Origin of the sequence: Burkholderia sp. Ac-20345 (assembly GCF_017104825.1) — a bacterium.
In the GTDB taxonomy this organism is placed as follows: Bacteria; Pseudomonadota; Gammaproteobacteria; order Burkholderiales; family Burkholderiaceae; genus Burkholderia; species Burkholderia lata_B.
This window is the reverse complement of the sequence record NZ_JAAGPO010000029.1, coordinates 1-24,615: the sequence shown is the minus strand read 5'-3', so window position 1 is coordinate 24,615 and position 24,615 is coordinate 1. Positions and strand designations below refer to the sequence as shown.

The window sequence follows — 24,615 nt, the reverse complement described above, 5'->3', positions numbered from 1 at the left end:
GCGTGGCTACGCGGCAGTGCTGGCCCCGGCGCCAGCAAATCGTAGGGGCAAGAGGCTGATGGCCACCGTACACCCCGAAGGAACTCGAGTATTGCCATCTTTGCCAACATCGACAGTTGTTACGGCTCGTTGGGACAGAACGCCAATAGCCTCGCCCCTCTCATTGAATAGGGGGCCGCCGCTGGCACCTGTATGCATCGCATTGTCGATATACATGACGTCACACTCCAGCGTGCGGCGACCATCACCCGCCACAATGCGCCTGATGTTTCCAATGTGCCCTTGCTTGAAGAGGGGGCCGGTCATATCAGCCTGATACCCTTTTTCCATTGCGGCCCTGAACGCATCTGTCCCTTCCGTTGCAGGAGAAAGAAGTCGGTCTACATCGAAAGGGAGCCGTAGCTCCTCTGAATAGCCGGCCATAAAAACGCGCTGACCGAGACGAGGCGTTTCCAGTGGAACTGGTATCCAGTGAACATTGTGGGAGAAAGGAACTTTCGGATGCAGTACCGCCATGTCCAACTGGACATTGCTCGTAAAGCCCGAGACCTGTATCTCTGGACAGCACATAACTACCGCGTATTCAGCTACTGGAACGCTAGGGAATTTGCAGAATATCTTCAGCTCTGGAGTTCTGTAGTCGCTCCTCCGAATAGGGAATCGTCCGGTCACAACATGTGCTGCCGTCAGAACCTGCCCTTCGGCCGTGTACGCGTATCCCGTGCCTTCGCTGATTTTCTCGTCGTCAAGGAAGATAGTTATGTAGCAGCAGGCGGGCGAAATTCGACTATAGAGTTCTTCAAGCATGTCACATTAGCCTTTGGATGTGAGGAAGGGCATCACCAGGATTGCATCTTTGACAGCACGCGGGTATCAGTAGGACTCAACCTCTAGCCGCGCGAATTTCGGTGCGTCGACGAACAACCAAGTCTCTCCAAGATTCGAGCTTCTCAATGTCTTCACTGAGTTCATCAGGGTGCGGAATAGGCAACCTGCCGACCCGGACGGCGGCATCGTGCTCGAATTTTGAGCTTTTTCCCATCCCTACTTCAATCGCGCGATAGTCGTCGTCCGACACAACGACTTCTCTCAATTTGAGTGTGGAGACGCCCTCGCCGAAGCGTTGAATCGCGCCATTTAAAAGGACTTCTTCCACGCATCGCTCCCAAGCAAGGCGTAAATCACCGTACGCACGCGCCGTGAGCGCGCGATGCCCGTCTTCATCTCCAGCGGCATGTACTTTGCGAATCTCCACAAGCATCTGTCGAAGCTTGCCAACGCGATTCTTCGTCCCGAGCACGTCGAAGGGAAGTCCTTCGGAATGCGCGCCGAATCCGTCGCTGGTACGACGGATGTAATTTGGCTGGAGCGTGGCTTTGAGCTCGTCGGCCTTCTGCTCAAGAATGCACAGGAAATAAATGTCGTGCGTGAAAATGATGACCTGCCGCTTGAGCGACTCTTCGACCAGACGCTCCGCGACTTCCCATCGGCGACGATGGTCGAGTGATGAGACGGGGTCGTCGAAGACGATGCCGCCGCGCCCACCACTGAGCTTAGTTTCGGCGAGGAACGACGCGATAGCGATGGCGCGCTGCTCGCCTTCACTGAGAACGGCCGCAGGCGTCGCGCTACCCGGCAGTTGAAGCGTCAGCTTGAATTGCGTGCGGCCGCCGGGCGATTCAGGCTTCATGACGACCTGCAGCTCATGACACTTCAGCCTCTTGAGCTCCTCGTTCAGAGCATCTGCCAACTCCTTACTTGCAAGGGTTCGGGAAAGGTCTGTTGACTTACGAGAAATCCCACGCGTGTCCGTCCCTTCGATGCACTTTTGCAACTTCGCGCAATACTCGTATTTCGACATAGCCTCAAGCACGGCGTCCTTCACTTCGCTGAGCTTGTGCCTTGCGTCGAGTTCCGCTCGCTCGGCCACCAGCTTGGTGCGGGCGACCTCATCGGCGGACGCTTCGAGGGTCTTTGCCTGAGTTTCCAGTGTGTCGCAAACCTCTCCGAGTCGGACGGTGGCGTCGTTTGGCGCTGTGGACACGTTTTCCCACGACAGGGTACCGCCGGAAGCGAGCAACGCTTCGGATTGTCGGGTCTTCAAACTGGCTTCCGATTGCTCGCAAAGCGGCAACAGTTGTGTGTCCAGCGTGTTCAGCTCTTCCTTCATGGCAGCGTCAATCGTAAAGTCGAGCTTCGCACCCTTTATCGAGCTGTACGCGTCCTTCGCCAGGTTTCGCGCGTCCTTCGCGGCTTGCTCAACCCTGTCCTTGATGAACGCGTCGAAACGTCCCAGCCTGCCTGCACCTTCTGCGCCCAACTCGTTCTGGCAAAGAGGGCACTTCGCGTCTTCAGCAAGAGCAGAAATATCGTGGCCAGCGTGGGAGATGGCTGCGAAGTCACGAGCCGCATCGAACAGCGTCTTCCACTCATCCCCACCAGTGCCAGGCAACTGACCTGGTTCACTTCGAAAGGCTTCCGCGGCGGCGTCGGCGACTTTCTTCGCGGCGTTCGATTTGCCAATAAGCTCCTGGAGATTCTGAAGCTTTTCGATGGAGACAATCCCGAGCTTCGTCTCAATCGGTGTCTTCAGCCCCTTTACACGCAGCGCCTTGTTTCGAATCTCTCGAGCTTTGGTCTTCGGGTCCGCTTCGGAAAGCGTCTTTGTCAAAACTTCTCGGCGTTCAACTTCCTCGTCCGACAGCGTGGTCAGCGCCGCAATCTCTTCTCTGGTGGTTTTCTTGGAGATACCGCTGAGTGCGCGACCGACGGCGGTGGTCTGGTTGATGAGCGTAGCGTACGCCGCATCGCTCGGTGACGAGTCGGTCTTCTCCTTCGTCGCGCGGGCCTTCAACTTCCCACACAGCGTTACCAGTCCTTCGAGAATGTCTAGCCCGTACGGCACATAGGCAAAGTCGCCCTGGTTGTCGATATACGCCCGTGCGCAGTGCGTGTCGAAGATTGAGATGTCGGCGAGCGGTATGGGCGGTTCTGCACGATGTTTCCACTCGAAGTCGACGGTCGTGCCATCGACGATAGTCTCAAACACTGCCTGTGCAATGCCGGCATCCTTCGGGTCGAGACGCGCGTTGGGGAGGATGGGCTCCCTTCGGTCCCGCGCGCGGCACGCGTGTTTGAAGATTCTGGAATAGCCAGATTTCCCAGCGCCATTTTCGCCGTAGATGACGGTCAGGCCAGTCGGCGAAATCGGGAGTCGGCCGCCTTGAACCAAGGCGTTGACGTGCTGCAACTCCTTGACGGCGACAATCTGGACCAGTCGGGTGGGATTGGTCTGGGGTGCGACCTCGGCGCTTTCCAACTTCTTAGCCACTCGGCCGTTCTCATCAGGGATGCCGGTTTCAGCTTTGGCAAGCGCATAGAGGTCCTCGATGTCCTCGGGCGATAGCTCACGATTTACATACAGTCGGGCAATAGCGTCTTGCTGCCAGGCCGAAAGAGTCTTCGACCACTGGTAGATTTCTTGGATGATTGTCACTGGTCAAGTCCCCTCTGAATTTATCGCGACCGAAGCAGTTGCTTTAGTTGGTGCTTTATTTGAAATGGGCGCTGAAATTTCGATGTTATACGTACGCTTACAAAAGCGTATACCGAAAAATCAGTATTTTTTTGACGAATATTGTTGCAAACGTTTTCGACAAGACGACGAAACGCGGGGAGACTATCGTCGGCAGCGCCGGACGTGTCGCGATGCCCGGCCCGTGTTCGGGCATACTTTCTTCGTTTCGGGAGATTGGACTTGAGCAGAGCTGCGGCCTGCGGTGCAGGCGGAAAACTGGCGCCGGCATGATTACTCAACACGCAGAGACCCTATGCAACGGATGCCAGAATGCTCGGGCAATCGCAAAAAAGGGGGGCTGGAAATGGCTCCAGCGCCCCTTTGACAATAGTTCTGGTTACGCCTGGTGCGACAAGGCTCAGCGATAGGTCAGCGCCCCGTAACTGAATCCAAATGGAGGGGCCTGTAACCGAAATTAATGCAACTTAGCAACCCGAATCGCTGATTCGGAGACCCTCACTCCACCGTCACTGATTTCGCCAGATTCCTTGGCTTATCGATATCCGTCCCCCGTGCCAGCGCGGCGTGATACGCGAGCAGCTGCATCGGCACCGTATGCAGAATCGGCGAAAGCGGCCCGTAGTATTCATTGAGCCGAATCACCTCGATGCCTTCACTCGGCACCAACCCGCAGTCCACATCCGCGAACACAAAAAGCTTGCCATTCCGCGCACTGACTTCATGCATGTTCGACCGGAGCTTTTCGAGCAGCATGTCATTCGGCGCAACCGCAATCACCGGCATCTCGTTACTCACCAGCGCCAGCGGCCCATGCTTCAGCTCCCCGGCCGGATAAGCCTCCGCGTGAATATACGAAATCTCCTTCATCTTCAGTGCGCCTTCCAGCGCGATCGGATAATGCATCCCGCGCCCGAGAAACAGCATGTTGTCGCGTCGCGCCAGCAGTTCCGACCACGCCATGATTTGCGGTTCGAGCGCGAGCACTTTCGACATCGCATCGGGCAGATGCCGCAGCGCGCGCAGATGCTCCTTCTCTTCGTCGTCGCTTAACCGCCCACGCACCTGCGCAAGCGACAACGTCAGCAGAAACAACGCAACGAGCTGCGTCGTAAAAGCCTTCGTCGAGGCCACGCCGATCTCGATCCCCGCACGCGTGACAAACTGCAGCGCACATTCCCGCATCAACGCACTTGTCGCGACGTTGCAGATTGCGAGCGTATGCATCATCCCGCTTTGCTTGGCGACATGCACCGCACCAAGCACATCGGCCGTCTCACCGCTTTGCGACACGGCGACAACGAGCGTGCGCGGATTCGGCACACTGTCGCGATACCGAAACTCGCTCGCAATTTCCACACTAGCCGGCAGCTTCGCGATGCTCTCGATCCAGTATTTCGCCGTAAGCGCCGCGTGATAGCTACCACCACACGCGAGCAACAACACCGAATCGACATCATTGATAACCCGCCACGCACCGTCACCGAACAACTCCGGCATGATCGACGACACATCGAGCAACGTATCGGCCACCGCCTGCGGCTGCTCGAAGATCTCCTTCTGCATGTAGTAGCGATACGACCCGAGATCGGCCGCACCGCTATGCGCGGCGACCCGCTGCACCGCGCGCTCGACGCGCTGGCCGGCCGCATCGACGATCCAGTAGCGATGCAGTTGAATATCGGCAACGTCACCGTTCTCGAGGTAAGCGATGCGATCGGTGATCCCCGACAGCGCAATCGCATCCGACGCCAGAAAATTCTCGCCTTCGCCGACGCCAACGACGAGCGGCATCCCGTCGCGCGCGCCGACGATCCGGTGCGGCTCGTCGCGGCACATCACCGCGATCGCATAGCTGCCGCGCAGTCGCGCAACCGCACGCCGGACCGCATCGAACAGATCGCCGTCATACAGATGATCGATCAGGTGCGCGATCGCCTCGCTGTCGGTCTGGCTCGCGAACACGTAGCCGTGCGCCTGCAGTTCGGCGCGGAGTTGGTCGCAGTTCTCGATGATCCCGTTATGCGACAGCGCGATGCGTGCATTGGCGTCGCTCGGCGAGAAGTGCGGATGGGCGTTGAGCGTGACGGGCGCGCCGTGCGTGGCCCAGCGCGTATGCGCGATGCCGGTGTAGCCCGACAGCGCATGCTCGGCGATCTCGCGCTGCAGGTTGGCCACACGGTCGACGCTGCGGGCGCGCGCCAGCGCCCGGTCGCGGTAGACCACGACGCCGCATGAATCGTAGCCGCGGTATTCGAGCCGCTTCAGGCCGTCGACCAGGTTCGGCAGGATGTCCCGCTGGGCGACCGCCCCGACAATTCCACACATATCGCGCTCCGTAAATGTCCTGTCTGGTCCAGTGAGAGCGATGGTAGGGCGAGTAAAATGGAATTAAATTTCAAAATTCAATAACAAATGAAACAATTGGTAGATCGTCTATCATGTTGAAATTAAATTTCATGTCCTGACCGGAAGGAGCCGCCGATGGCCGGCATCACCCTCGACGATCTCGACCTGCGCATCCTCGCGATCCTGCAGGACGACGCGTCGGTGTCGAACCTGCAACTGGCCGAGCGCGCGCTGTCGTCGCCGCCCACCTGCATGCGTCGCGTGCGGCGGCTGACGGAGGCCGGCGTGATCCGCCGGCAGGTCGCTGTGCTCGACCCGGTGGCGATCGGCACGGCCGTCACCGCGCTGATCGAGATCAGCCTCGACCGGCAGACGGCCGAAGAGTACGACGCGTTCGAAGCGTACGTGTGCGCGGAGCCGGCCGTCACGCAGTGCTACCGCGTGTCGCCGGGGCCGGATTTCGTCGTGGTGGCCGATCTGGCCGACGTCGCCGAATACGACGAATTCGCGCGGAGGCTGTTCACCGGCGCGTCGAACGTCCGCAACGTGCGGACATTCTTCTCGACGCATCGCGCGAAGTTCGAGGCGAACGCGCGGGTCGCGCATGCGATGCGCAAGCGAGCGTGATCGAGGCATTCGCGATGCGTTCGCGAATGCCTTCGCGACGTCATCACGTCATCACGCAGCCGCGTCAGCCACGCCCACCAATTGCAGCGGCTTGCCATACCCGAAGCAATGCGCGGGCTCCGGAAACACACGCTGGCGCACGTCGTGCGCGTACTGACGAATCGCATCGCGCATCACCGCGTTCGCATCGGCATAACGCTTCACGAAGCGCGGCGTGTACGCATCGAATGCGCCGATCATGTCCTCGGTCACGAGCACCTGGCCGTCGCACGCGGGCGATGCGCCGATGCCGATCGTCGGGATCGTCAGTGTTTCGGTGATATGGCGCGCGAGCGCTTCGGCAGTGCCCTCGATGACGACGCTGAACGCGCCGGCCCGCTCGGCCGAGCATGCGGCGTCGAACACCTGCGCGGCCGAACGCGGGTCCATCCCCTGCGCGCGGAAGCCGCCCGTCGCGTTGGCCTGCTGCGGCATGAGGCCAATGTGCGCCATCACCGGAATGCCGCGCTCGGTCAGGAAGCGTATCGTGTCAGCCATCTCGCTGCCGCCTTCGAGCTTCACGGCCTGCGCGCCGGTTTCGGCGAGCAGGCGCGCGGCGGAGCGATACGCTTGCGCGGGCGATTCCTGATACGTCGAGAACGGCAGGTCGACGACGACGCACGCCTGCGCGGCGCCGCGCACGACGGCCGCACCGTGTGCAATCATCATGTCGAGCGTGACGCGCAGCGTATCGGGCATCCCGTACAGCACCATGCCGACGGAGTCGCCGACGATGATCACGTCGGCCACCTCGTCGACGAGCTTCGCCATCGGCGCGGAATACGCGGTCAGCGATACGAGGCTGCCGATGCCCTTGGTCGAGCGGATCGTGGTGACGGTCTTGCGGGTGGTGCGGGTATGAGCGCTCATGAACGGAAGCCGTGTGAAAGAAGAGCCGCCACGGTAGCATCGCGCTCGTTCGTGCAATGACCTTCGGAGGACGTCTTATGTTGCTGGCGGGACAATCGGGTGACCCTTACGCGGTGCCGCCAATGGCGCGCCTACCGAGGCCACTGTACGTGCGCGCGTTCGGGATTCCCGGCAACGTAAGCATCGACGCGCACAGTCATCCGTGGGCGCAGCTGATGTATGCGACGAGCGGCGTGCTCGAGGTGTCGACGCCGTCGGGCCGGCACCTGCTGCCGCCGCACTATGCGATGTGGATTCCGCCGCACGTGCCGCACGCGGTGTCGACGCGCGATTGCGTCGCGTTCCACAGCCTGTATCTCGATGCCGCGATCGCGCGCGACGACGTGCACGACGATTGCGCGATCCTCTGCATGACGCCGCTGCTGCGCGAGCTGGTGATCGCCACGGCCGAATTGCCGGTGAACTACGACGAGACGGGGCCCGACGGTGCGCTCGTCTGCCTGATCGCCGACCGGATCGCACGGATGCGGCAGGCGCCGCTGACGGTGCCGCTGCCGCGCGATCCGCGTCTGCTGAAAATCGCGCGTGCGTTGCATGCGTATCCGGGCGATACGCGCAATCTCGACGAATGGGGCCATCAGGTCGGCGCGACGCGGCGCACGCTGTCGCGGCTGTTCCGGCAGGACACGGGGCTGTCGTTTACCGAATGGCGGCAGGCGGTGCGGCTGCTGGCGTCATTGCCGCTGCTCGATGCCGGTGAGCCGATCGGCGCGGTGGCCGCGCAACTGGGTTACGACTCGACGTCGTCGTTCATCGCGCTGTTCCAGGCGAAATTCCAGGTGACGCCCGGCGCGTATGCGAAGCGTGAAGCCCGCCGGCCCGTGCTGAACGCTTAACGCGGTCGCGTATTACTGCTCAGAACGCGAGCGCCTGCTGCACCGGATGGTGGGCGCCGCGCTCGAACCCCGCGCCTTCGAGCGACAGTAGCGCACGCTTGCGGTCGATGCCGCCCGCATAGCCGGTCAGGCTGCCCGATGCGCCGACCACGCGATGGCACGGCACCATGATCGACACCGGGTTCCGGCCGACCGCACCACCCACCGCGCGCGCGCCGCTCATCGGCAACCCGACGCGTTCGGTGATCTCGCCGTACGTCACGAGTTCGCCGAACGGAATCGCGAGCAGTTCCTTCCATACCCGTCGCTGAAACGCGGTGCCGCGCAAGTGAATCGGCACCGAGAACGTTTCGCGCGTGCCGGTGAAGTATTCCGCGACTTCTTCCGCGACCTTGCGCGCAAGCGGCGACATCGCGAGCGCATCCGCTTCGGTCACGATCGCTACCGGCGGGAAGTATTTCTGGCCGACGAAGTAGAGGCCCGTCAGCGCATCGTCCTCGATACGTACGGCGATGTCGCCCAGCGGGCTCGGAATCAGGTGAGCGGGAGTCATCGCAGCACATCTCCATGAAGGCGCCACACGTGCAGTGCGGCATACGCGCGCCACGGCGCCCAGCGCGCCGCATGCGGCGCGGATGATGGCACACGGGCGCGTTCGGCGCGGGCGGGAAGCCACGCATCGTCGGCCGGGAACGCATTCGGCCAGGCCATCGCGCGCATCGCGACGTACTGCACCGCGCGTTCGTCGAAGCCGGGCAGCGCGCGCAGCGCGGCAAGCGTCGCGTCGAGCGGCGCCATCGGTTCGAGCGCGAGCGTGCCGTCGTCGACGGCGCGTGCGAGCGACACGATCGCCTGTGCGGTATCGCGCGCGATGCCGATCGTTTCAAGCGCGGAAGGCGGCAGCGCGGCCAGCGTCGCGGCGGAGGGCAGCGCGTGCGTGAGGCCCGGCGGCGCGCCTTCGATCGATGTGCCGAAACGCTCGGCGATGCGTGCCAGCACAGGCGTGCCTTCGTGCGTCGCCGCAAGCCGTTCGCCCGCGATCGCACGGATCGCAATCTCGACGCCGTCGAACGCGCCGGGCACACGCAGGCCCGGCGAGCCGCTCGCGAGTTCGCCGAGATGCGAGTCGATTACGTCGGGGCGGCTGTCGAGATCGAACAGCCGCCGCACGCGAGCGAGCACGGCCGGTACGACCGGCGTCAGCGCGGGCGATACGGTGACGGCCAGCGCGAAGCGCTGCGGCACGTGCGCGACGGACAGCCACCCGGCAACGCGCCCGTTACCGTCGTTGCCGTTCCGGTTCGGCAATTCAACGACACGCGCATAACCCTGCGCATCGATCCGCTCGACGCCGTCGATCTGCCGCTGCGCGAGAAAACGCATCAGGTCGTCCCATGCGAACGGCGGCCGGTACGGCAGCGGGAACGTCATGTCGCCATCGGCCGACGCGCGGGCCCCTTTGCGCAGCCGCAGCGGATTGAGGCCGTAACGCTGCAGGAACAGGTCGTTGAAGCGCCGCACGCTGCCGAACCCGGCCGTCGACGCGACGACGGCCACCGGCAGCGCGGTATCGGTCAGGAGCCGCTTGGCCATCAGCAGCCGGTGCGTCTGCGCGAACTCGACCGGCGACACGCCGAACTGCGCGCCGAAGATCCGGCGCAGATGGCGCTCGGTCACGCCGACGCGCTGCGCGAGCGCTTCGACGGAATGGGTGTTCAGGAAACCGTCCTCGATCAGTGTGGCGGCCGCGTCGGCAAGATTGCCGGACAGGTCGAGCAGCCCGTGGCCGGGCGCGAGCTCGGGGCGGCAGCGCATGCAGGGCCGGAAGCCGACTTTCTCGGCGGCCGCGGCGGTGGGGTAGTAGCTGCAGTTCTGCGCTTTCGGCGGCTTCACCGGGCAGACGGGGCGGCAATACACGCCCGTCGTTGCGACGCCGACGAAGAACCAGCCGTCGAAGCGGCGGTTCCGCGAAAGCAGGGCGTCGTAGCAGGTATCGGGATCGAGGCGCATGAGACGACTGTAAACCATCCCGGCCCCCGATTCTGGCTGGAATCGGACATGTGTATCGGTGGCCGTCCCCACGCGCGCCTGTCGGGAAAATCCGGGAAAAACGGTTAATGCCACGTGGTGAAACAGTCATCTCTTTTGCCGCGACCAATTTGAGATGACTCATCGAAATCCCCGACTGACAGGGCACCGGCACACGCCCTATCCTTTGAAAAACGTTTTCCAGATTGATCGGCGGAATCGGCCGTGCGCGACAGCGCGCCGCCGTCCGCCCCGGCGCCGGTCGCCGGTCAACGAAATTCGTGCGGCGCGACGGGCGCGGCCGCGCATCGGAGACATTCATGCAATCTGCCGTCGTCGGCGCCGTGCGCGCTGCCGCCAGCCGCTACCGCTGGACCGTCTGTGCGCTGCTGTTTTTCGCGACCGTCATCAACTATATGGATCGACAGATCCTCGGCCTGCTCGCGCCGATGCTCCAGCACGACATCGGCTGGAGCCAGGTGCAGTACGGCCGCATCGTGATGGCGTTTTCCGCGTTCTATGCGATCGGCCTGCTTGGCTTCGGGCGCATCGTCGACCGGCTCGGCACGCGTATTTCGTACGCGCTGGCGATGCTGGTGTGGAGCATCGCAGCGATGCTGCACGCGGCGGTCGGCTCGGTGATGGGCTTCGCGTTCGTGCGCGCGCTGCTCGGGATCGGCGAGGGCGGCAACTTCCCGGCCGCGATCAAGACGACGGCCGAATGGTTTCCGCGCCGCGAACGCGCGCTCGCCACCGGCATCTTCAACTCGGGCGCGAACATCGGTGCGGTGTTCGCACCGGCGATCATCCCGGCGATCGCGGTGGCCTACGGCTGGCGCGCGGCGTTCGTGATCATCGGCGCGATCGGCCTCGTGTGGCTCGCGGTGTGGCTCGTGTTCTATCGCCAGGCCGATACGCGCGCGCTCGCCGCCGAGTACAACGAGCCGCGCGACGAAGCCGAAGCGCTCGACGCGGCGAACGCGAATGCCGGTGCGCCGCGCTGGGGCGAACTGATCCGCAAGCGCGAGACGTGGGCGTTCCTGATCGGCAAGTTCCTGACCGACCCGGTGTGGTGGTTCTACCTGTTCTGGCTTCCGAAGTGGCTCAACGAATCGCGCGGGATGGACATGCAGCACATCGGCCTGCCGCTCGTCTGCATCTACGCGCTGACGACGGTCGGCAGCATCGGCGGCGGCTGGCTGTCGTCGATGCTGCTGCGCGCGGGCTGGAGCGTGAACGGCGCGCGCAAGACGACGATGCTGATCTGCGCATGCTGCGTGCTGCCGATCGCGTTCGTGTCGCAAGTGCAGAGCCTGTGGGCCGCGGTGCTGATCGTCGGCCTCGCCGCCGCCGCGCACCAGGGCTGGTCGGCGAACCTGTTCACGACGGCGTCCGACCTGTTCCCGCGCCGCGCGGTGGCATCGGTGGTCGGCATCGGCGGGATGGCCGGTTCGATCGGCGGCGTGCTGTTCTCGGAAGTGATCGGCCAGGTGCTGCAGCGCACGGGCCACTACTGGGTGCTGTTCGCGATCGGCGCATCGGCCTACCTGATCGCGTTGGCCGTGATGCACGTGCTCACGCCGAAGATGAAGCCCGCGCAACTCGACGCGTGATGGAGTGATCGTGTAATCGCGTGTCTGCAAACGAACGCGCCGCCCGAGGGCGGCGCGTTTTCTTTTGAAGGCGCGAAGCAGGGAACTCAGCCGACCGCGGCCGTCGACGCGCGCATGATCAGCCGCGGCTCGAACGTCGAATAGCTCGCATCGGTGCGGCCCGCGAGTGCGTCGATCAGTTTCTGCATCGCGAGCTCGCCCATGTTCTCGCTCTGGATGTCGACGGTGGTCAGCGCGGGCGCCGCGTATTCGCCGTACGGCACGTTGTCGATGCCTGCGACCGATACATCCTGCGGCAGCCGGAAGCCGAGCGACGCGGCTTCCTTCATGAAGCCGAGCGCGATCAGGTCGTTGTAGCAGATCACCGCCTGCGGGCGTTGCGGCCCGAGCATCACGCGCGAGCAGGCGCGCTCGCCGGCTTCGGCGGTCGGTGCATGCGCATCGTGCACGTCGAGCGTGAGCCCGGCTTCGGCGAGGCAGTCGCGCGCGCCCTGGATCCGCTCGTCGTTCACGCGTGCCGTGCCGAAGCCGAGATACGCGATGCGCGTGTGGCCGAGATTGAGCAGGTGGCGCGCGAGCATGTAGGTCGACAGCCGGTTGTCGATGCCGACACTCGGAATCGGTAGGCCGGGGCTGCGACGCAGCAGCACGAGCGGCTTGTTGAGATCGAGCATCCAGCCGGCTTCGTCATCCGGCATCCGCGTACTGACGATCAGCCCGTCGACGCGCTGCGCAAGCGCCTCGATCAGCGAGCGTTCGCGCGCCTGGTTTTCCTCGGTATCGACGAGTAGCAGCGTGTAGTCGTGCTGCAGCGCGACGCGGTTCGCGCCCTTCACCACGTTCGTGAAGTGCGGGTTGCTGATGTCGAGGATCACGAGGCCGATCGTGCGTGTGCGGCCGGTGATCATCGAGCGCGCGAGCGGGTTCGAACGGTAGCCGAGCCGTTCGATCGCCTCCTTGAGCCGTGCCTCGACGGTCGGCGAGAAGCGCTGCGTGCCGTTCACGTACTTCGATACCGTCGCGACCGACACGCCGGCTTCCGCCGCCACGTCGCGGATCGTCGGGGAAACTTTTTTCATTCGAAGGGTAACGTTTTCGTCCGATAACGCCGGATTGTGGCAGAAAAAGGGCGCGCGCGGCCACGCGCCAATATCGGGAAAGTGCGGATGGCTGCGAACGGGTTCGACCATTGACGTTCGGCGGCGCTCCCGCGTATAGTTGGAAAACGTTTTCCGATTCAGTCAGATTTCAGCCAGATTCAAGGAGATTCGATGAACGCCTCATCCACCGGCGCGCGCAAACCGTTCGGGCGCCTGCTGCTGACGGGCGCGGCCGGCAACCTCGGCCGCCAGTTGCGCGGCGCGCTTGCCGACTGGGCCGACGTCGTGCGCGTCAGCGACATCGCGACGCTCGGCGACGCGGCCGCGCATGAAGAAACCCGCGTCGTCGACCTGGCCGACCGGGCCGCGGTGATGCAGCTCGTCGACGGCGTGGACGCGATCGTCCATCTCGGCGGCATTTCGGTCGATGCGCCGTTCGACGATCTCGTCGGCGCGAACATCACCGGCACGTACAACCTGTACGAAGCCGCGCGCAAGCATGGCGTGAAGCGCGTCGTGTTCGCAAGCTCGAACCATGCGATCGGCTTCCATCCGGTCACGGAGGTGCTCGACGCCGATTCGCCGCTGCGCCCCGACAGCCTGTACGGCGTGACGAAGTGCTTCGGCGAATCGCTGTCGCGCTACTACTTCGACCGCTTCGGGATCGAGACGGTGTGCCTGCGGATCGGCTCGTCGTTCGAAGTGCCGAAGAATCCGCGCATGCTCGTGACGTTCCTCAGCTATCGCGACTTCATCGAGCTCGTGCGCTGCTCGCTGCTGACGAACCGCGTCGGGCACGCGATCGTGTACGGCGCGTCGGACAACCGGGTGAAGTGGTGGGACAACACGAAGGCCGGCTTCCTCGGCTTCCGCCCGCGCGACAGCTCCGAGCAGTTCACCGGGCTGTTCTCGGTGACGGCGCCGACCGCCGACTACGACGATCCCGCGCAGCGGTTCCAGGGCGGCGGGTTCGTCGTCGGCGAACCGATGGAGCGGAAGGCGTAGGCGGCACGGCCAATCGAGGGGGCGCTTCATTGACGACGGATTTGCGATTGCGGTAAAAGGAAAGCCATCCGGTGCGACAGGTTCCGCCATGCGGGGCCGCAGAACGACGATACGCACCGGACGGCTGCATGCGAAGCGCGACACGTGGGGGCACGATGTCGCGCTTCGCCGCTATCCGATCGAATAATCACAATATCGAGAGCAATGAAAAAGACCCTATTGGCGCTGTGCATTGCGCTGGCCGTTGCGCCGGCATTTGCCGATTTGCAGGGCGGCCTGGACGCCTACAAGAAAGACGACTACCAGACAGCCATCCCCGAACTGACGACCGCGGCGAACGCAGGTAACGCCGAAGCGGCAGCATTGCTCGGCGAGTACTACGGCGACGTAGATGTTGACAAGGAGCAGGCGGTCAAGTGGAGCTTCATCGCCGCGCAGCATGGCGACGTGAAGACGCAATACGACATGGGCGTACGGATCGACGATATCGCGTGGCGGCTGTTCCGGTACGAGGAGGATCCGGCCAAGCGCTATTTCCGCGTGGCCGCGGATTGCTTTCAGCTGGCGGCCGATCGTGGCTACGCGCCCGCACAGAGCGCGCTCGGCATGATGTACGACATGGGGATGAAGCTGCCCGAAGACCTCAAGAAGGGCATTGCGCTGTATCGCGCGGCTGCGCGCCAGGGCGATCCGCTGGGGCTCGAAAGCATGGGGACGCTCTATCAGCAAGGGCGCGGCGTGAAGCAGAACCTGCGGACCGCTTACACGTTCTATCTTGCCGCGGTGAAGGCCGGGAAAGGCAGCTACAAGGTCAGGTTTTCCGAGGTCGTGGGCGGCGACCTCGAACGCGCGCTGTCGGCGCGTGATCGCGCGCAGGCGAAAGCGATCGTCGACGCGTGGGAGCCGGGGCAACCGCTCGACGGGATGTAACGCGGTATCCGGGCGCACGCCTGCCGCGTCGCGGATGGGCAGGGCACAACACGTAGCGCCTCAACGCAGGATGTCGGTCGCCCTGTGCCGCTCGTCGACGCCGTCGATCAGGATCAGCGGGCCGCTCGCGTGCTGCGCGCGCAGCGGCTGGATTTGCCGGTATGCGTCCGATTCGTACCAGGCGCGCGCCGTGTCGAGATCGGGAAACACGATCGCGATCAGGTCGCCGCGCCACACACCTTCGCGTACTTCCGGGCGCGCGCCGTGAATCACGAAATGGCCGTCGTACGGCGCGAGCGTGCCGTCGATGCGTTCGAGGTATTCGACGATGTCGTCGCACATCTCGACGTCGTGCAGGTGGGCGATGGCGTAGGCGGTCATGGCGGGCTCCTTGGCGTGACGCGGTTCGTGCGTCGATGGAGCCATGATCGTGGCGCGGGCGGCGCGGGTCGATTACCTGCGACGTAAGCAAATCCGCACGGCCGCTTGGCCACACGCGTCGCCAGCCAGTGCAGCCGTTCAGCGGCGCAGCCGTCAATGCTGCTTGCTGCAAGCCGGATCGCTGTCGCGCCGCTCGGCCGAATCGCACCAGTAACTCGGCCGCCACGCTTCGAACGTGACGGCCTTCGCTGCATTAGCGCGCGTGACGCGCACCGGGTCGGCTTTCAGCGCATCGCCGTTCGGATCCTCGTTGAAGCGCCAGTTCCGCATCACTTCGCGATGGAACACCCATGTGCGATGCGCGGCGTCGTAGCGAAACGTCACGCGGTCGCGCCAGTGGTTCGGCCCCGCAAATACGCCCTGTTCGACCGTGAAGGTGCGCGGTTCGATCGTGAGCGCGTTCTCGGCAACGCCGTCCAGATACGGATCGCCCATCCCGCCTTCGTCGGCTTTCATGATCACGGTGTCGTTGCGCGCCGCGAGCCGGTAGTGCCCGTCCTTGTCCGGCAGGAAGATCATCAGCGGACGCAGCGACGCCTTGCGCATCGAATCGTCGGGCTGATGCGCGACGACGACATAGCCGACGCGGGCGCTGTCGGTCAGGCGCCCTGATGCAGCATCCAGTGCTTCGTAGCCGGCGGGAAGCTGCGCGACGATGTCGTGCGGAAGGTCGGATGTGTCCGGGCAACGGATCGAAGAGGGTGTGTCGCCGCACGTCGCGGCGCAGGCGCTGCCGATGCCGAACGTCAGCAGCGCGGCGACGAGGAATCCTTTGATACGGGGGATCGTCATGCGGATCGGGTCATGAGGTCGCGCCGCGGAAGCCGACGTGCACACGTCGTCTCGTCTCGCCGCAGCGCTGAGTGTTGTTCGCAGGTTCGCAGGTGCGGCAGTGTAACCAGTCATGCGCGTTTGCGCGTCGGCCGGGGGACGGGCGCGGGCACCGGCGCCGATGCCGGCGCTGCGTCGGCCTGCGCGCACAGCCGGTCGAGCATCCGTTGCGCGGTGCCCGCGCAATCCTCGCCCTCGGGCTTGTTCTCGATCTCGTCGATCAGCACCTCCAGATGTTGCCGGTTCTGCGCGAGACGCCGTTCGAGCAGCACGATTTCGTCGACCTTGTGCCGCAGCGCGGCCAGCAATTCGTCGCGCGGCCATGCGCCGAGATCGGGCGGCAGCACCGCGCGGATTTCGTCGAGCGCGAAGCCCGCGCGCTGCGCGCGGTCGATGATCGCGAGCCGCGTCAACGCTTCCGACCCGTATTCACGATAGCCGTTTGCCTGCCGACGGGCCGGTTCGAGCAGCCCGCTTGCTTCGTAGAAACGGATGCGCGACGCCGCGAGGCCGCTCGCCTTCGCCAGTTCGCCGATTTTCATGGTGTGCTCCAAAAGACGCTTGACCTTAAAGTTGACTTTAAAGTTATCGTTGGGCATCGTCAATCGAGGGTGCCCTCCATGAACCTGTTTACACCGCTGACACTGCCCAACGGGGCGGTGATTCCGAACCGTCTGGCCAAGGCCGCGATGGAAGAGAACATGGCCGATGCGAACCACGCACCGTCCGACGCGTTGCTGCGCCTGTACCAGGCGTGGGCCGATGGCCAGGTCGGCCTGATCCTGACCGGCAACGTGATGGTGGACGGCCGCGCGATGACGGGGCCGAACGGCGTCGTGCTCGAGAGCGATGCGCATCTCGACCGCTTCCGCCAATGGGCGCAGGTGGCGCGCTCGGGCGGCGCGCACGTGTGGATGCAGATCAATCACCCGGGGCGCCAGATGCAGGCGGCGCTCGGCCAGACGACGCTCGCGCCGTCGGCCGTGCCGCTCGCGCTCGGTGCGCTGTCGAAGCAGTTCCCGGTGCCGAAGGAGATGACGCAAGCCGATATCGCCGACGTGCAGCGGCGCTTCGTGCGCGCCGCCCAACTCGCGGAGCAGAGCGGCTTCAATGGCGTGGAGATTCACGCGGCGCACGGCTATCTGCTGAGCCAGTTCCTGTCGCCGCTGACGAACCGCCGGCAGGATCAGTGGGGCGGCAGCATCGAGAATCGCGCACGCCTGCTGCTCGATATCGTGAGGGACGTGCGCGCGACGGTGTCGCCGGAATTCGCGGTCGCGGTCAAGCTGAACTCGGCCGATTTCCAGCGCGGCGGCTTCAGCGCGGACGATGCGAAGCGCGTGGTCGAACTGCTGAATCCGCTCGGCGTCGATCTCGTCGAACTGTCGGGCGGCAGCTATGAAGTGCCGGCGATGCAGGGCGAGGCGCGCGACGGGCGCACGCTGGCCCGTGAAGCGTATTTCCTCGAATTCGCGCGCGACATCACGGCCGTCGCGCGGATGCCGCTGATGGTCACGGGCGGCATCCGGCGCCGCGTGGTTGCCGAGCAGGTGGTCGATAGCGGCGTGGCGATGGTCGGCATCGCGACCGCGTTGTCGATCGAGCCGAACCTGCCGCGCGACTGGCGGGCCGGCAAGGACAGCGCGCCGGTGCTGGAACCGATCCGCTGGAAGAACAAGGCGCTGGGCGCGCTGGCCAACATGGCCGTCGTGAAGTTCCAGCTCACGCGGCTCAGCGAAGGCCGGCGCACGCACCCGCAGGTGTCGCCGCTGCGCGCGCTGGTCAGGCAGCAACTGGCCGCGCAGTGCCAGACGCGGCGCTACCGGAAGTGGATGGCTGGGCGCGCGGCGGGCACGCATGCGTGACGTGTGTGGGCGGGGCTGAATCGACGGTCCCGCACTGATCGGCCCGTCGCCTGGCGGGTCGTTTCGAGGCTCGATACTTTCGGATTGCTTTCCGAAATATCGAGCCTGTTTACTGCATTATTCAGGCGCCTGAGCGCGATTTCAGCGTGGCATAATCCACCATCTTCATCGCATTCCATCCTCGTCGCGCGTCATGCACGTCGCCCGTTTCCGCAAGCCAGGCAGCCTGATCGGATTGATCGCAATCCTGATGATGGCGCTCGCCCCTGCGGTCTCGCAGATGATGGCGTCGCGTCACAGGCTCGTCGATACGCTGGCCGTCTATTGCACGGCAAGTGTCGACGAAGCGGTGGTCATCGCGCACGACGACGGCAAGCCCGCGCATGGCGTCAAGGCGCACTGGCACGCTTGTCCTTATTGCAGCTTCGTTGCCCATGCCGTCGCGCTGCCGAGTCATGCCGTTGCATTCGCTGTTCCGCTTCCGGATTCGCAACGGCCGATCGTGTCGGCATCGATTCCGGCCCGCGTCCGTCTCGTCCATACCGTCGCGCAATCGCGCGCACCTCCTGCGTTCTCCTGAGCTCGTCTGATCTTTCCGCCTGACCGCCGCCGCTTCGAGACTGGAGCGAGCGGCCGTTCGTCGCGCGCATGCGCGACGGCATCGAACGACAACCGGAGAACACACAACATGCCCCGCTTGAACCAACGGCACGCACCCTGCGCGTGTGCCGCGCTGCTGGCCGCCATCGCCGGCCTGTCCCATGCTTCTTTTGCGAACGCGCACGCCGTGGTCGGCGATCGCGTCTTTCCCGCGACGATGACCGTGGACGACCCCGGTGTCGGCGACGAATTCGACACGCAGTTCGGCCACATCAAGTCCTCCGACGACAGCGGCAACACCATCAACGTCAATACCGTGTCGTACGAGTGGAACAAGCTGATCACGAAGAACCTCGCGTTCAGCGTCGCCAGCCAGTACGTATCGCAGAACGCGCCGGATGGTGGCTCCGCGAAGGGCTGGGACAACGTGACGCTCGGCGTGAAGTACCTCGCTTACACGAACCCCGCGCACGAATTCATGGCGTCGGTCGGCTTCAAGACCGAGATCGGCGGCACCGGCGCGAAATCGATCGCGAATGCGTACTCGACGTTCACGCCGGCCGTTTATGTCGGCAAGGGCTTCGGCGATCTGCCCGCGTCGCTCGGCTATCTGCGCCCGCTCGCGCTTACGGCCGAACTCGGGCCGAACCTGACCACCGCGTCGTCCGACCAGGGGCCGAATTCGCTCGGCTGGGGCGTGACGCTGCAATACAGCATCCCGTACCTGCAGCAGCAGGTGAAGAACCTCGGCCTGCCGCAACCGCTCAGCAACATGATTTTCGTCGTCGAGGCGCCGATGAGCACCTGCACCGCGGGCGCGTGTTCGGGCCAGACGACCGGGACGCTCAACCCCGGTGTGCTGTGGCTCAATCGCTACGGGCAGTTCGGTGTCGAGGCGCAGATTCCGGTCAATCGCGCGAGCGGCCATCACGTCGGCGTGATCTTCGATGCGCATCTGTATTTCGACGACCTGTTCCCCGGCTCGCTCGGCAAGCCGCTTTTCTGATCGACGGAGCAACCACATGAACCGCTTGACCTGGATGCGCGCGGCCGCTGCCGCGCTGCTGCTCGCCGGCGCGCAGTTCGCGCATGCCCATGCGTTCCCGACGCATCAGGCGCCGTCCGCGGGCGAGACCGTGACTGCGTCGCCGCCGCGCGTCGCGATCGATTTCGACGATGGGCTCGAACCCGCGTTCAGCTCGATCGCCGTCACCGATGCGCAGGGCCACGCCGTCACGAACGGCAAGGCCGAAGTCGACGCGTCGAACCGCAAGCACATGTCGGTCGCGCTGAACCCGCTGACGCCGGGCGTCTACACGGTGGCGTGGGTAGCCGTCGCGCTCGACGGCCACCGCACGCAGGGGCACTACGCGTTCACGGTGAAGTGACGCTCGCCGCGCCCGCACCCGGCGCCACGTGTGCGCGCCGGCAGCGGGTGCGGCGCGCCGCATCGCGCAGCATCAGAACCGGTAGTTCGCCAGCACTTCGAGCCGCCGGTCGTTGCCGAGCAGGTACTGCGTCTCGTTGTAGTACGCGGACTGCACGAAGCGGCGGTTGAACACGTTGTACGCGCGCGCGGTGATCGTCGTGTCCTTGCGCGGCTTCCACGCGAGGCCGAGGTCGACGGTGGTGTACGACGGCATCACGAGCTGGTTCGCGGTGTCGGCGAAGCGCTTGCCGACGTACTTGACGCCCGCGATGCCCGTCCAGTCCGGCGCGAAGTGCCAGCTCACCCACAGGTTCGCGAGCCGCTGCGGCACCGACACGGGCACGTTGCCCGCGCGCGAGACCGTTGTGCCGCCGGACGTCTGCTGGAAGTCGTCGTATTTCGCGCGCAGGATCGACACGTTCGCGTCGACGCGCCAGTCTTTCGCGATCTCCGCGCCGACCGTCGCCTCGAGCCCGCGCGACGACTGCTGGCCGATCTGGATCGACTGGTTCGGGTTCAGCGGATCGGCCGTCAGGAGATTGCTCTTGACGATCCGGTACGCGGCGAGCGTCCATTCCGCCTTGCCGCCGAGGAACGACTGCTTCACGCCGATTTCGATCTGCCGGCCCGTCGCGAGCGTGAAGTTCGCCTTCGACGCATTCAGCGACAGCAGCGAGCTGATCGGATCGGCCGCGACCGAATACTGGCCGTACACGGCGAGGCCGGGCTGCACGTCGTACACGGTGCCGATGCGCCAGCCGGTGTTCGCGAACACCTTCGTGAATGCGCCGCCGTTCACGAGATCGTCGCGGTTCACGCTCGCGTGGTCGTAGCGCAGCCCGCCGATCACCGACCAGCGCGGCGTGATTTCCAGCCGGTTCTCGGCGAACAGCGCGTACTGGTTCGCCTGGCTGCGGTACTTCGGATAGGTGCCGGCCGTGTTGATGAAGCTGCCCGGATCGAAGTTGAACGGATCGACCGTCGACGTGCCCGAATACGGCGAGTTGTTGTCGTGCTGGAACGTCGTGTGATTGAACTCGAAGCCCGTCGAGAACGTGTTGCGCATCCCGAGCAGCGCGCTGGTGACGGTGGCCGCCGTCACGTTGCCGTACTGCTCCTGGTCGTGGAAGATCTCCGTGTAGCTGCTGCGCCGTACTTGCGCGGTCGACGGCAGGTACGTGTAGTACTCCGCATCCTTCCAGTGACGGTTGCTCTTCATCCGGTACAGTGTGCTCGTCACGTTCAGGCTGTCGCTCGGCTGCCAGTTCGCAGACACCGTCGCCCAGCTGTCGCGGAACGCGATGTCGCTGTCGCCGACGTTGTAGTTCTTCTTGTCGAGTGCGCGATCGCGCGCGCCGTTCACGAGCGGCACGCCGAAATACTGCATCGGATGCTGGAAGCCCTGCGCGTACGACGCCGTCACGTACAGGTCGGACGTCACGTCGTAGCGCAGCGCGCCGGAGAACGACAGGTTGCGCGAATTGCCGCGGTCGACCCAGTTCGACGAACGGTTGCCGCTGATGTCGAAGCGGTACGACAGCTTGTCGTTGATCGCGCCGCCGCTGCCGAACGCGGCCCGCGCCGTGCCCTCGGTGCCGCCGCCGACCTGCAGCTCGTTCTGGATCGCGCCGCGCGTCGGCTTCTTCGGCACGATGTTGACGACACCGCCGATCGCGCCTTCGCCGTAGATCACCGAAGCCGGGCCGCGCAGCACGTCGATATGGTCGACCGACCACGTGTCGAACGGAAACGTGATGCCGATCGCACCGTACGGGCGCACGCCGTCATAGAGCTGCGTGACCGACGACGCGCCGACGAAGCCGCGCGCGCCGAGCTCCGAACCGCCGTTGCCGGGATGCGGTGACGCGCTGATACCGGCGGCGCGGCTCACCGCGTCGACGATCGAATTGTCGCCGCGCGTGTCGAGCGTCTTGCGATCGATCTGCTCGACGCTCGCGGGCGTTTCGAGCGAAGTCAAGCCGAGGCGGCTGCCGGTGTCGAGCGGCTGCGTGAGCGGCGTCGCCTTCTGTGCGTTGACGCGAATCGGTGCAAGCGTGGTCCCGGTGTGCTTGACGTCGCTTTCCTGTGCCTGCCCGGTGGGCGAGAAGGCCGCGAGCAAGGCGGCGGGCAGCATCAATCTGAACTTCATGTTTCGGTTTCCTTTGAATCTGTTTAATGCGGTGTTTCTTGAAAGGCGGCGCATCAGAACGCGTATCGCATGCCGGCGAACACGCTGCGCCCTTCACCCGGATAGAAGATCGCGGTGTTCGCGGTGCGCGCATCCGCGACCGTGCTGATGTCGCTCACGTAGCGCTTGTTGGTCAGGTTGCGCGCGTCGACGAACAGCGACAGCCCGTTACGGAAGTCGTAGCCGGCCTGCAGCCCGAGCAGCGTGTAGCTCGGCACGCGCAACGTGTTCGCGTCGTCGGCCCACGCGCCCGACGGCACCCAGTCGAGCGTCGCGGCGATGTGGAAGCCGCTCGGCCGTGCGTAACCGAGCGTCGCGCGCAGCACGTTCAGCGGCACGCCCGCGATCCGGTTGTTGCCGTACTGCGGGTCGTTCTTGAAGCGGAAGTCGTTCAGGTTCCAGATGCCCGACAGCGTGACCTTGTCGCCGGCGCCGCGCCCGGTGACGTTGCGCAGCAGCTCGACCGACGCGCCGGCCTCGATCCCTTGCAGCACCGTCTTGTTCGCGTTGAACGTCGACGCCGGGACATCCGGGTTCGTCGTGTACTGCAGCAACTGGTCGCGCACGAGCGAGCGATACGCGGTCACGTCCCAGCTCACGCGCTCGCGCGAGCCGCGCGTGCCGAACTCGATCGTCCATGCGTGCTGCGCCGCGAGCGGCGTGAAGCGCGTCGTGTTCGAGAAGGTCTGCGTGAGGTCGGTGAAGTCGGGCACGTCCTGGCTGCGCGTGATGTCGACGTAGGCCTGGGTGTGAGCATCCGGCTGCCACAGCAGGCCGAGCTTCGGATTGACGCCGCTGTAGCTCGCGTTCGTCGACTTGTAGTTCGGGTTACGCGGCAGCCCGCCGTTGTCGATGTACTCGCGCACCGAGTGCAGCACCTTCACGCCCGTCATCAGCGCGACGGTCGGCACGAAGAACAGCCGGTTCTCGACGTAGGCCTCGTAATTGAACGCCGTCTGCGTCGAGTCGAGCGTCTGGGCCCCCTTGTTGCCGTTGACGTTCACGTACTGGTTCGCCTGCGTGCGGCCGCCGAAGAAGCGCGCGCCGACGATCAGGTCGTTGCGCATCCCGCCGAGCGTCAGGTGCCCCGTGTAGCGCGGTGCGAAGCCGTAGGTCCAGCCGTCCTGGTCGAGTGCCTGGAAGATCGGGTGATAGAGGCTCTTGTGGATCGCCCACGTGTCGAACTGCAGTTCGCCCGAATCGAGCTTCACCGTGGTGCGGTTCGCGATCCGCTCGGTGCGCGTGTTGCGCGCCTGGTCACCCGATATCGCGTTCGGTGCGGCCTTGGTCGGATTGTTCAGCGCGTCGGACAGCGACAGCGTGCCCGGCAGCAACTGGTCGACGACGTACACGCCGACGTAGAAGCGCGTCTCGACCGTCGGGCTGAACCGGTAGCCGACGTTCGCGTTGAACTGCTCGTATTGCCCCTTCGCGTGATCGCGATAGCCGTCCGCGTGATTGACGCTGAAGTTCGCGAGGAAATCGAGCGGGCCGAGCACGCGCGAGATCTGCGCGCTCGTGCGCACCGTGCCGTAGCTACCGCCTTCCACGCGCAGGATGTTCGGCGCGTCGGCCGTGTAGGCGGTCGGCGTGATGAAGTCGATCGCGCCGCCGAGCGTCGACGCTCCGTATGCGAGGCCGTTGCCGCCCTTGTAGACCTGCACCGCCTGCAGCGCGAGCGGATCGATCTGGTAGTAGTCGCCGCTACCGTCCGCGAGGTTGGTCGGGATGCCATCCTGCAGGATCTCGAGGCCGCGCGTGTGGTACGAGCGGGCAATCCCGGAGCCGCGAATCGACAGCCGCAGCTCCTGGCCGTAGCGGTTCTCGACGAACACGCCAGGCACGTCCTTCAGCACGTCGCGCAGCGTGAACGCGTAGGTGTTCCGGTAGCTGTCGGCATCGACGAAGCCCGCCGAGCCGACCGTCTGCTCGAGCGTGCGTTTCAGGCTGCCGGTCGATTTCGACGTCAGCGAGTCCATCTCGCGGGTTGCGTTGACGTTGATCGCGGGCAGCGTCGACGCCGCCGGTGCGTCGGCCGGCGCGGCGGTGCCTTGTGCGCATGCGGCCGATGCGGAGAGCACGGAGATCGCGCCGGACAGCGCGACGGCAATACGGGTCAAGGGAAACATGTCGTTGTATGTATGGTCAGGGTGACGACGATGAGTCGGACACGATGCGCGCCATGCGCGGCGCCGGCCGCCGCGCGTGGTCACGCGCGCGGGTTCGGCATCGGGCACCGTCAGGGCGGGCAGGCGAAGCGGACGGCGCC

21 protein-coding genes are annotated in these 24,615 nt (G+C 64.7%); 9 read left to right on the top strand and 12 right to left on the bottom strand.

Annotation, left to right across the window (positions count from 1 at the left end; genetic code table 11):
- Nucleotides 1-6: 6 nt before the first annotated feature.
- From G3O06_RS13555 to glmS, 3 genes are all read right to left on the bottom strand, one after another.
- Nucleotides 7-807, bottom strand: coding sequence for a serine protease (locus G3O06_RS13555; protein ID WP_205816329.1), 801 nt, complete (start codon nt 805-807; stop codon nt 7-9).
- Between the two features lie 76 nt (nt 808-883).
- The gene (locus tag G3O06_RS49950; RefSeq protein WP_205816328.1) at nt 884-3,496 is read right to left on the bottom strand and encodes an AAA family ATPase; all 2,613 of its coding nucleotides are present in this window, start codon (nt 3,494-3,496) and stop codon (nt 884-886) included.
- Nucleotides 3,497-4,033: 537 nt separating this feature from the next.
- Complete coding sequence (gene glmS, locus G3O06_RS13545; RefSeq protein ID WP_205816327.1) at nt 4,034-5,863, bottom strand: glutamine--fructose-6-phosphate transaminase (isomerizing); 1,830 nt, start codon at nt 5,861-5,863, stop codon at nt 4,034-4,036.
- A 156-nt stretch (nt 5,864-6,019) separates the two neighbouring features.
- Here glmS and G3O06_RS13540 point away from each other — a divergent pair, with 156 nt between their 5' ends.
- Nucleotides 6,020-6,511 carry an Lrp/AsnC family transcriptional regulator gene (locus tag G3O06_RS13540; RefSeq protein ID WP_205816326.1) on the top strand — a complete coding sequence of 164 codons (492 nt, stop codon included), beginning with the start codon at nt 6,020-6,022 and terminating at the stop codon, nt 6,509-6,511.
- A gap of 51 nt (nt 6,512-6,562) precedes the next feature.
- Here G3O06_RS13540 and panB read toward each other — a convergent pair whose 3' ends face one another.
- On the bottom strand, nt 6,563-7,420 hold the full coding sequence (gene panB, locus G3O06_RS13535; RefSeq protein ID WP_205816325.1) for a 3-methyl-2-oxobutanoate hydroxymethyltransferase: 858 nt from the start codon (nt 7,418-7,420) through the stop codon (nt 6,563-6,565).
- A gap of 77 nt (nt 7,421-7,497) precedes the next feature.
- Here panB and G3O06_RS13530 point away from each other — a divergent pair, with 77 nt between their 5' ends.
- Nucleotides 7,498-8,316, top strand: coding sequence for a helix-turn-helix transcriptional regulator (locus G3O06_RS13530; RefSeq protein WP_174915782.1), 819 nt, complete (start codon nt 7,498-7,500; stop codon nt 8,314-8,316).
- A gap of 19 nt (nt 8,317-8,335) precedes the next feature.
- On the opposite strand, the gene G3O06_RS13525 is transcribed toward G3O06_RS13530, so the two are convergent.
- Together G3O06_RS13525 and G3O06_RS13520 are read right to left on the bottom strand one after the other, a co-directional pair.
- On the bottom strand, nt 8,336-8,869 hold the full coding sequence (locus G3O06_RS13525; RefSeq protein WP_174915781.1) for a methylated-DNA--[protein]-cysteine S-methyltransferase: 534 nt from the start codon (nt 8,867-8,869) through the stop codon (nt 8,336-8,338).
- The gene (locus G3O06_RS13520; protein WP_205816324.1) at nt 8,866-10,344 is read right to left on the bottom strand and encodes a DNA-3-methyladenine glycosylase 2 family protein; all 1,479 of its coding nucleotides are present in this window, start codon (nt 10,342-10,344) and stop codon (nt 8,866-8,868) included. The genes G3O06_RS13525 and G3O06_RS13520 overlap by 4 nt, the downstream gene beginning before the upstream one ends.
- A 320-nt stretch (nt 10,345-10,664) precedes the next feature.
- On the opposite strand from G3O06_RS13520, the gene G3O06_RS13515 reads away from it, so the two are divergent.
- Nucleotides 10,665-11,957: an MFS transporter gene (locus G3O06_RS13515; protein ID WP_174970453.1), complete on the top strand. Its 1,293-nt coding sequence runs from the start codon at nt 10,665-10,667 to the stop codon at nt 11,955-11,957.
- An 86-nt stretch (nt 11,958-12,043) separates the two neighbouring features.
- Here G3O06_RS13515 and G3O06_RS13510 read toward each other — a convergent pair whose 3' ends face one another.
- Nucleotides 12,044-13,147, bottom strand: a complete 1,104-nt coding sequence (locus G3O06_RS13510; RefSeq protein ID WP_174970454.1) for a LacI family DNA-binding transcriptional regulator — start codon at nt 13,145-13,147, stop codon at nt 12,044-12,046.
- Between the two features lie 81 nt (nt 13,148-13,228).
- On the opposite strand from G3O06_RS13510, the gene G3O06_RS13505 reads away from it, so the two are divergent.
- On the top strand, nt 13,229-14,062 hold the full coding sequence (locus G3O06_RS13505) for an NAD(P)-dependent oxidoreductase (protein WP_205816323.1): 834 nt from the start codon (nt 13,229-13,231) through the stop codon (nt 14,060-14,062).
- Nucleotides 14,063-14,266: 204 nt separating this feature from the next.
- Nucleotides 14,267-14,992 carry an SEL1-like repeat protein gene (locus tag G3O06_RS13500; RefSeq protein WP_174999595.1) on the top strand — a complete coding sequence of 242 codons (726 nt, stop codon included), beginning with the start codon at nt 14,267-14,269 and terminating at the stop codon, nt 14,990-14,992.
- Nucleotides 14,993-15,052: 60 nt separating this feature from the next.
- On the opposite strand, the gene G3O06_RS13495 is transcribed toward G3O06_RS13500, so the two are convergent.
- From G3O06_RS13495 to G3O06_RS13485, 3 genes are all read right to left on the bottom strand, one after another.
- A complete protein-coding gene (locus tag G3O06_RS13495) occupies nt 15,053-15,373 on the bottom strand; it encodes a DUF1330 domain-containing protein (RefSeq protein WP_205816322.1) in 321 nt (106 codons plus the stop codon).
- 153 nt (nt 15,374-15,526) lie between these two features.
- Nucleotides 15,527-16,225, bottom strand: coding sequence for a hypothetical protein (locus G3O06_RS13490; protein WP_205816321.1), 699 nt, complete (start codon nt 16,223-16,225; stop codon nt 15,527-15,529).
- A 110-nt stretch (nt 16,226-16,335) separates the two neighbouring features.
- On the bottom strand, nt 16,336-16,806 hold the full coding sequence (locus G3O06_RS13485) for a MerR family transcriptional regulator (RefSeq protein ID WP_175004508.1): 471 nt from the start codon (nt 16,804-16,806) through the stop codon (nt 16,336-16,338).
- A 78-nt stretch (nt 16,807-16,884) separates the two neighbouring features.
- Here G3O06_RS13485 and G3O06_RS13480 point away from each other — a divergent pair, with 78 nt between their 5' ends.
- From G3O06_RS13480 to G3O06_RS13465, 4 genes are all read left to right on the top strand, one after another.
- On the top strand, nt 16,885-18,129 hold the full coding sequence (locus G3O06_RS13480) for an NADH:flavin oxidoreductase/NADH oxidase family protein (protein WP_205816320.1): 1,245 nt from the start codon (nt 16,885-16,887) through the stop codon (nt 18,127-18,129).
- A gap of 193 nt (nt 18,130-18,322) precedes the next feature.
- The gene (locus tag G3O06_RS13475) at nt 18,323-18,709 is read left to right on the top strand and encodes a DUF2946 domain-containing protein (protein ID WP_205816319.1); all 387 of its coding nucleotides are present in this window, start codon (nt 18,323-18,325) and stop codon (nt 18,707-18,709) included.
- Nucleotides 18,710-18,817: 108 nt separating this feature from the next.
- Nucleotides 18,818-19,735, top strand: coding sequence for a hypothetical protein (locus G3O06_RS13470; protein WP_205816318.1), 918 nt, complete (start codon nt 18,818-18,820; stop codon nt 19,733-19,735).
- Nucleotides 19,736-19,751: 16 nt separating this feature from the next.
- Nucleotides 19,752-20,117, top strand: coding sequence for a copper resistance protein CopC (locus G3O06_RS13465; RefSeq protein WP_205816317.1), 366 nt, complete (start codon nt 19,752-19,754; stop codon nt 20,115-20,117).
- A gap of 72 nt (nt 20,118-20,189) precedes the next feature.
- Here the strand turns inward: G3O06_RS13465 and G3O06_RS13460 are convergent, their stop codons facing one another.
- A complete protein-coding gene (locus G3O06_RS13460; RefSeq protein ID WP_205816316.1) occupies nt 20,190-22,307 on the bottom strand; it encodes a TonB-dependent receptor in 2,118 nt (705 codons plus the stop codon).
- A gap of 53 nt (nt 22,308-22,360) precedes the next feature.
- Nucleotides 22,361-24,475: a TonB-dependent receptor gene (locus tag G3O06_RS13455; protein WP_205816361.1), complete on the bottom strand. Its 2,115-nt coding sequence runs from the start codon at nt 24,473-24,475 to the stop codon at nt 22,361-22,363.
- Nucleotides 24,476-24,615 lie beyond the last annotated feature (140 nt).

What these genes read in the sequence shown, in the direction of transcription:
- G3O06_RS13555 (WP_205816329.1), bottom strand. Translation starts at nt 807, where the DNA reads ATGCTTGAAGAACTCTATAGTCGAATTTCGCCCGCCTGCTGCTACATA.
- glmS (WP_205816327.1), bottom strand. Translation starts at nt 5,863, where the DNA reads ATGTGTGGAATTGTCGGGGCGGTCGCCCAGCGGGACATCCTGCCGAAC.
- G3O06_RS13540 (WP_205816326.1), top strand. Translation starts at nt 6,020, where the DNA reads ATGGCCGGCATCACCCTCGACGATCTCGACCTGCGCATCCTCGCGATC.
- panB (WP_205816325.1), bottom strand. Translation starts at nt 7,420, where the DNA reads ATGAGCGCTCATACCCGCACCACCCGCAAGACCGTCACCACGATCCGC.
- G3O06_RS13530 (WP_174915782.1), top strand. Translation starts at nt 7,498, where the DNA reads ATGTTGCTGGCGGGACAATCGGGTGACCCTTACGCGGTGCCGCCAATG.
- G3O06_RS13525 (WP_174915781.1), bottom strand. Translation starts at nt 8,869, where the DNA reads ATGACTCCCGCTCACCTGATTCCGAGCCCGCTGGGCGACATCGCCGTA.
- G3O06_RS13520 (WP_205816324.1), bottom strand. Translation starts at nt 10,344, where the DNA reads ATGGTTTACAGTCGTCTCATGCGCCTCGATCCCGATACCTGCTACGAC.
- G3O06_RS13515 (WP_174970453.1), top strand. Translation starts at nt 10,665, where the DNA reads ATGCAATCTGCCGTCGTCGGCGCCGTGCGCGCTGCCGCCAGCCGCTAC.
- G3O06_RS13510 (WP_174970454.1), bottom strand. Translation starts at nt 13,147, where the DNA reads ATGGTCGAACCCGTTCGCAGCCATCCGCACTTTCCCGATATTGGCGCG.
- G3O06_RS13505 (WP_205816323.1), top strand. Translation starts at nt 13,229, where the DNA reads ATGAACGCCTCATCCACCGGCGCGCGCAAACCGTTCGGGCGCCTGCTG.
- G3O06_RS13500 (WP_174999595.1), top strand. Translation starts at nt 14,267, where the DNA reads ATGAAAAAGACCCTATTGGCGCTGTGCATTGCGCTGGCCGTTGCGCCG.
- G3O06_RS13495 (WP_205816322.1), bottom strand. Translation starts at nt 15,373, where the DNA reads ATGACCGCCTACGCCATCGCCCACCTGCACGACGTCGAGATGTGCGAC.
- G3O06_RS13490 (WP_205816321.1), bottom strand. Translation starts at nt 16,225, where the DNA reads ATGACGATCCCCCGTATCAAAGGATTCCTCGTCGCCGCGCTGCTGACG.
- G3O06_RS13485 (WP_175004508.1), bottom strand. Translation starts at nt 16,806, where the DNA reads ATGAAAATCGGCGAACTGGCGAAGGCGAGCGGCCTCGCGGCGTCGCGC.
- G3O06_RS13480 (WP_205816320.1), top strand. Translation starts at nt 16,885, where the DNA reads ATGAACCTGTTTACACCGCTGACACTGCCCAACGGGGCGGTGATTCCG.
- G3O06_RS13475 (WP_205816319.1), top strand. Translation starts at nt 18,323, where the DNA reads ATGCACGTCGCCCGTTTCCGCAAGCCAGGCAGCCTGATCGGATTGATC.
- G3O06_RS13470 (WP_205816318.1), top strand. Translation starts at nt 18,818, where the DNA reads ATGCCCCGCTTGAACCAACGGCACGCACCCTGCGCGTGTGCCGCGCTG.
- G3O06_RS13465 (WP_205816317.1), top strand. Translation starts at nt 19,752, where the DNA reads ATGAACCGCTTGACCTGGATGCGCGCGGCCGCTGCCGCGCTGCTGCTC.
- G3O06_RS13460 (WP_205816316.1), bottom strand. Translation starts at nt 22,307, where the DNA reads ATGAAGTTCAGATTGATGCTGCCCGCCGCCTTGCTCGCGGCCTTCTCG.
- G3O06_RS13455 (WP_205816361.1), bottom strand. Translation starts at nt 24,475, where the DNA reads ATGTTTCCCTTGACCCGTATTGCCGTCGCGCTGTCCGGCGCGATCTCC.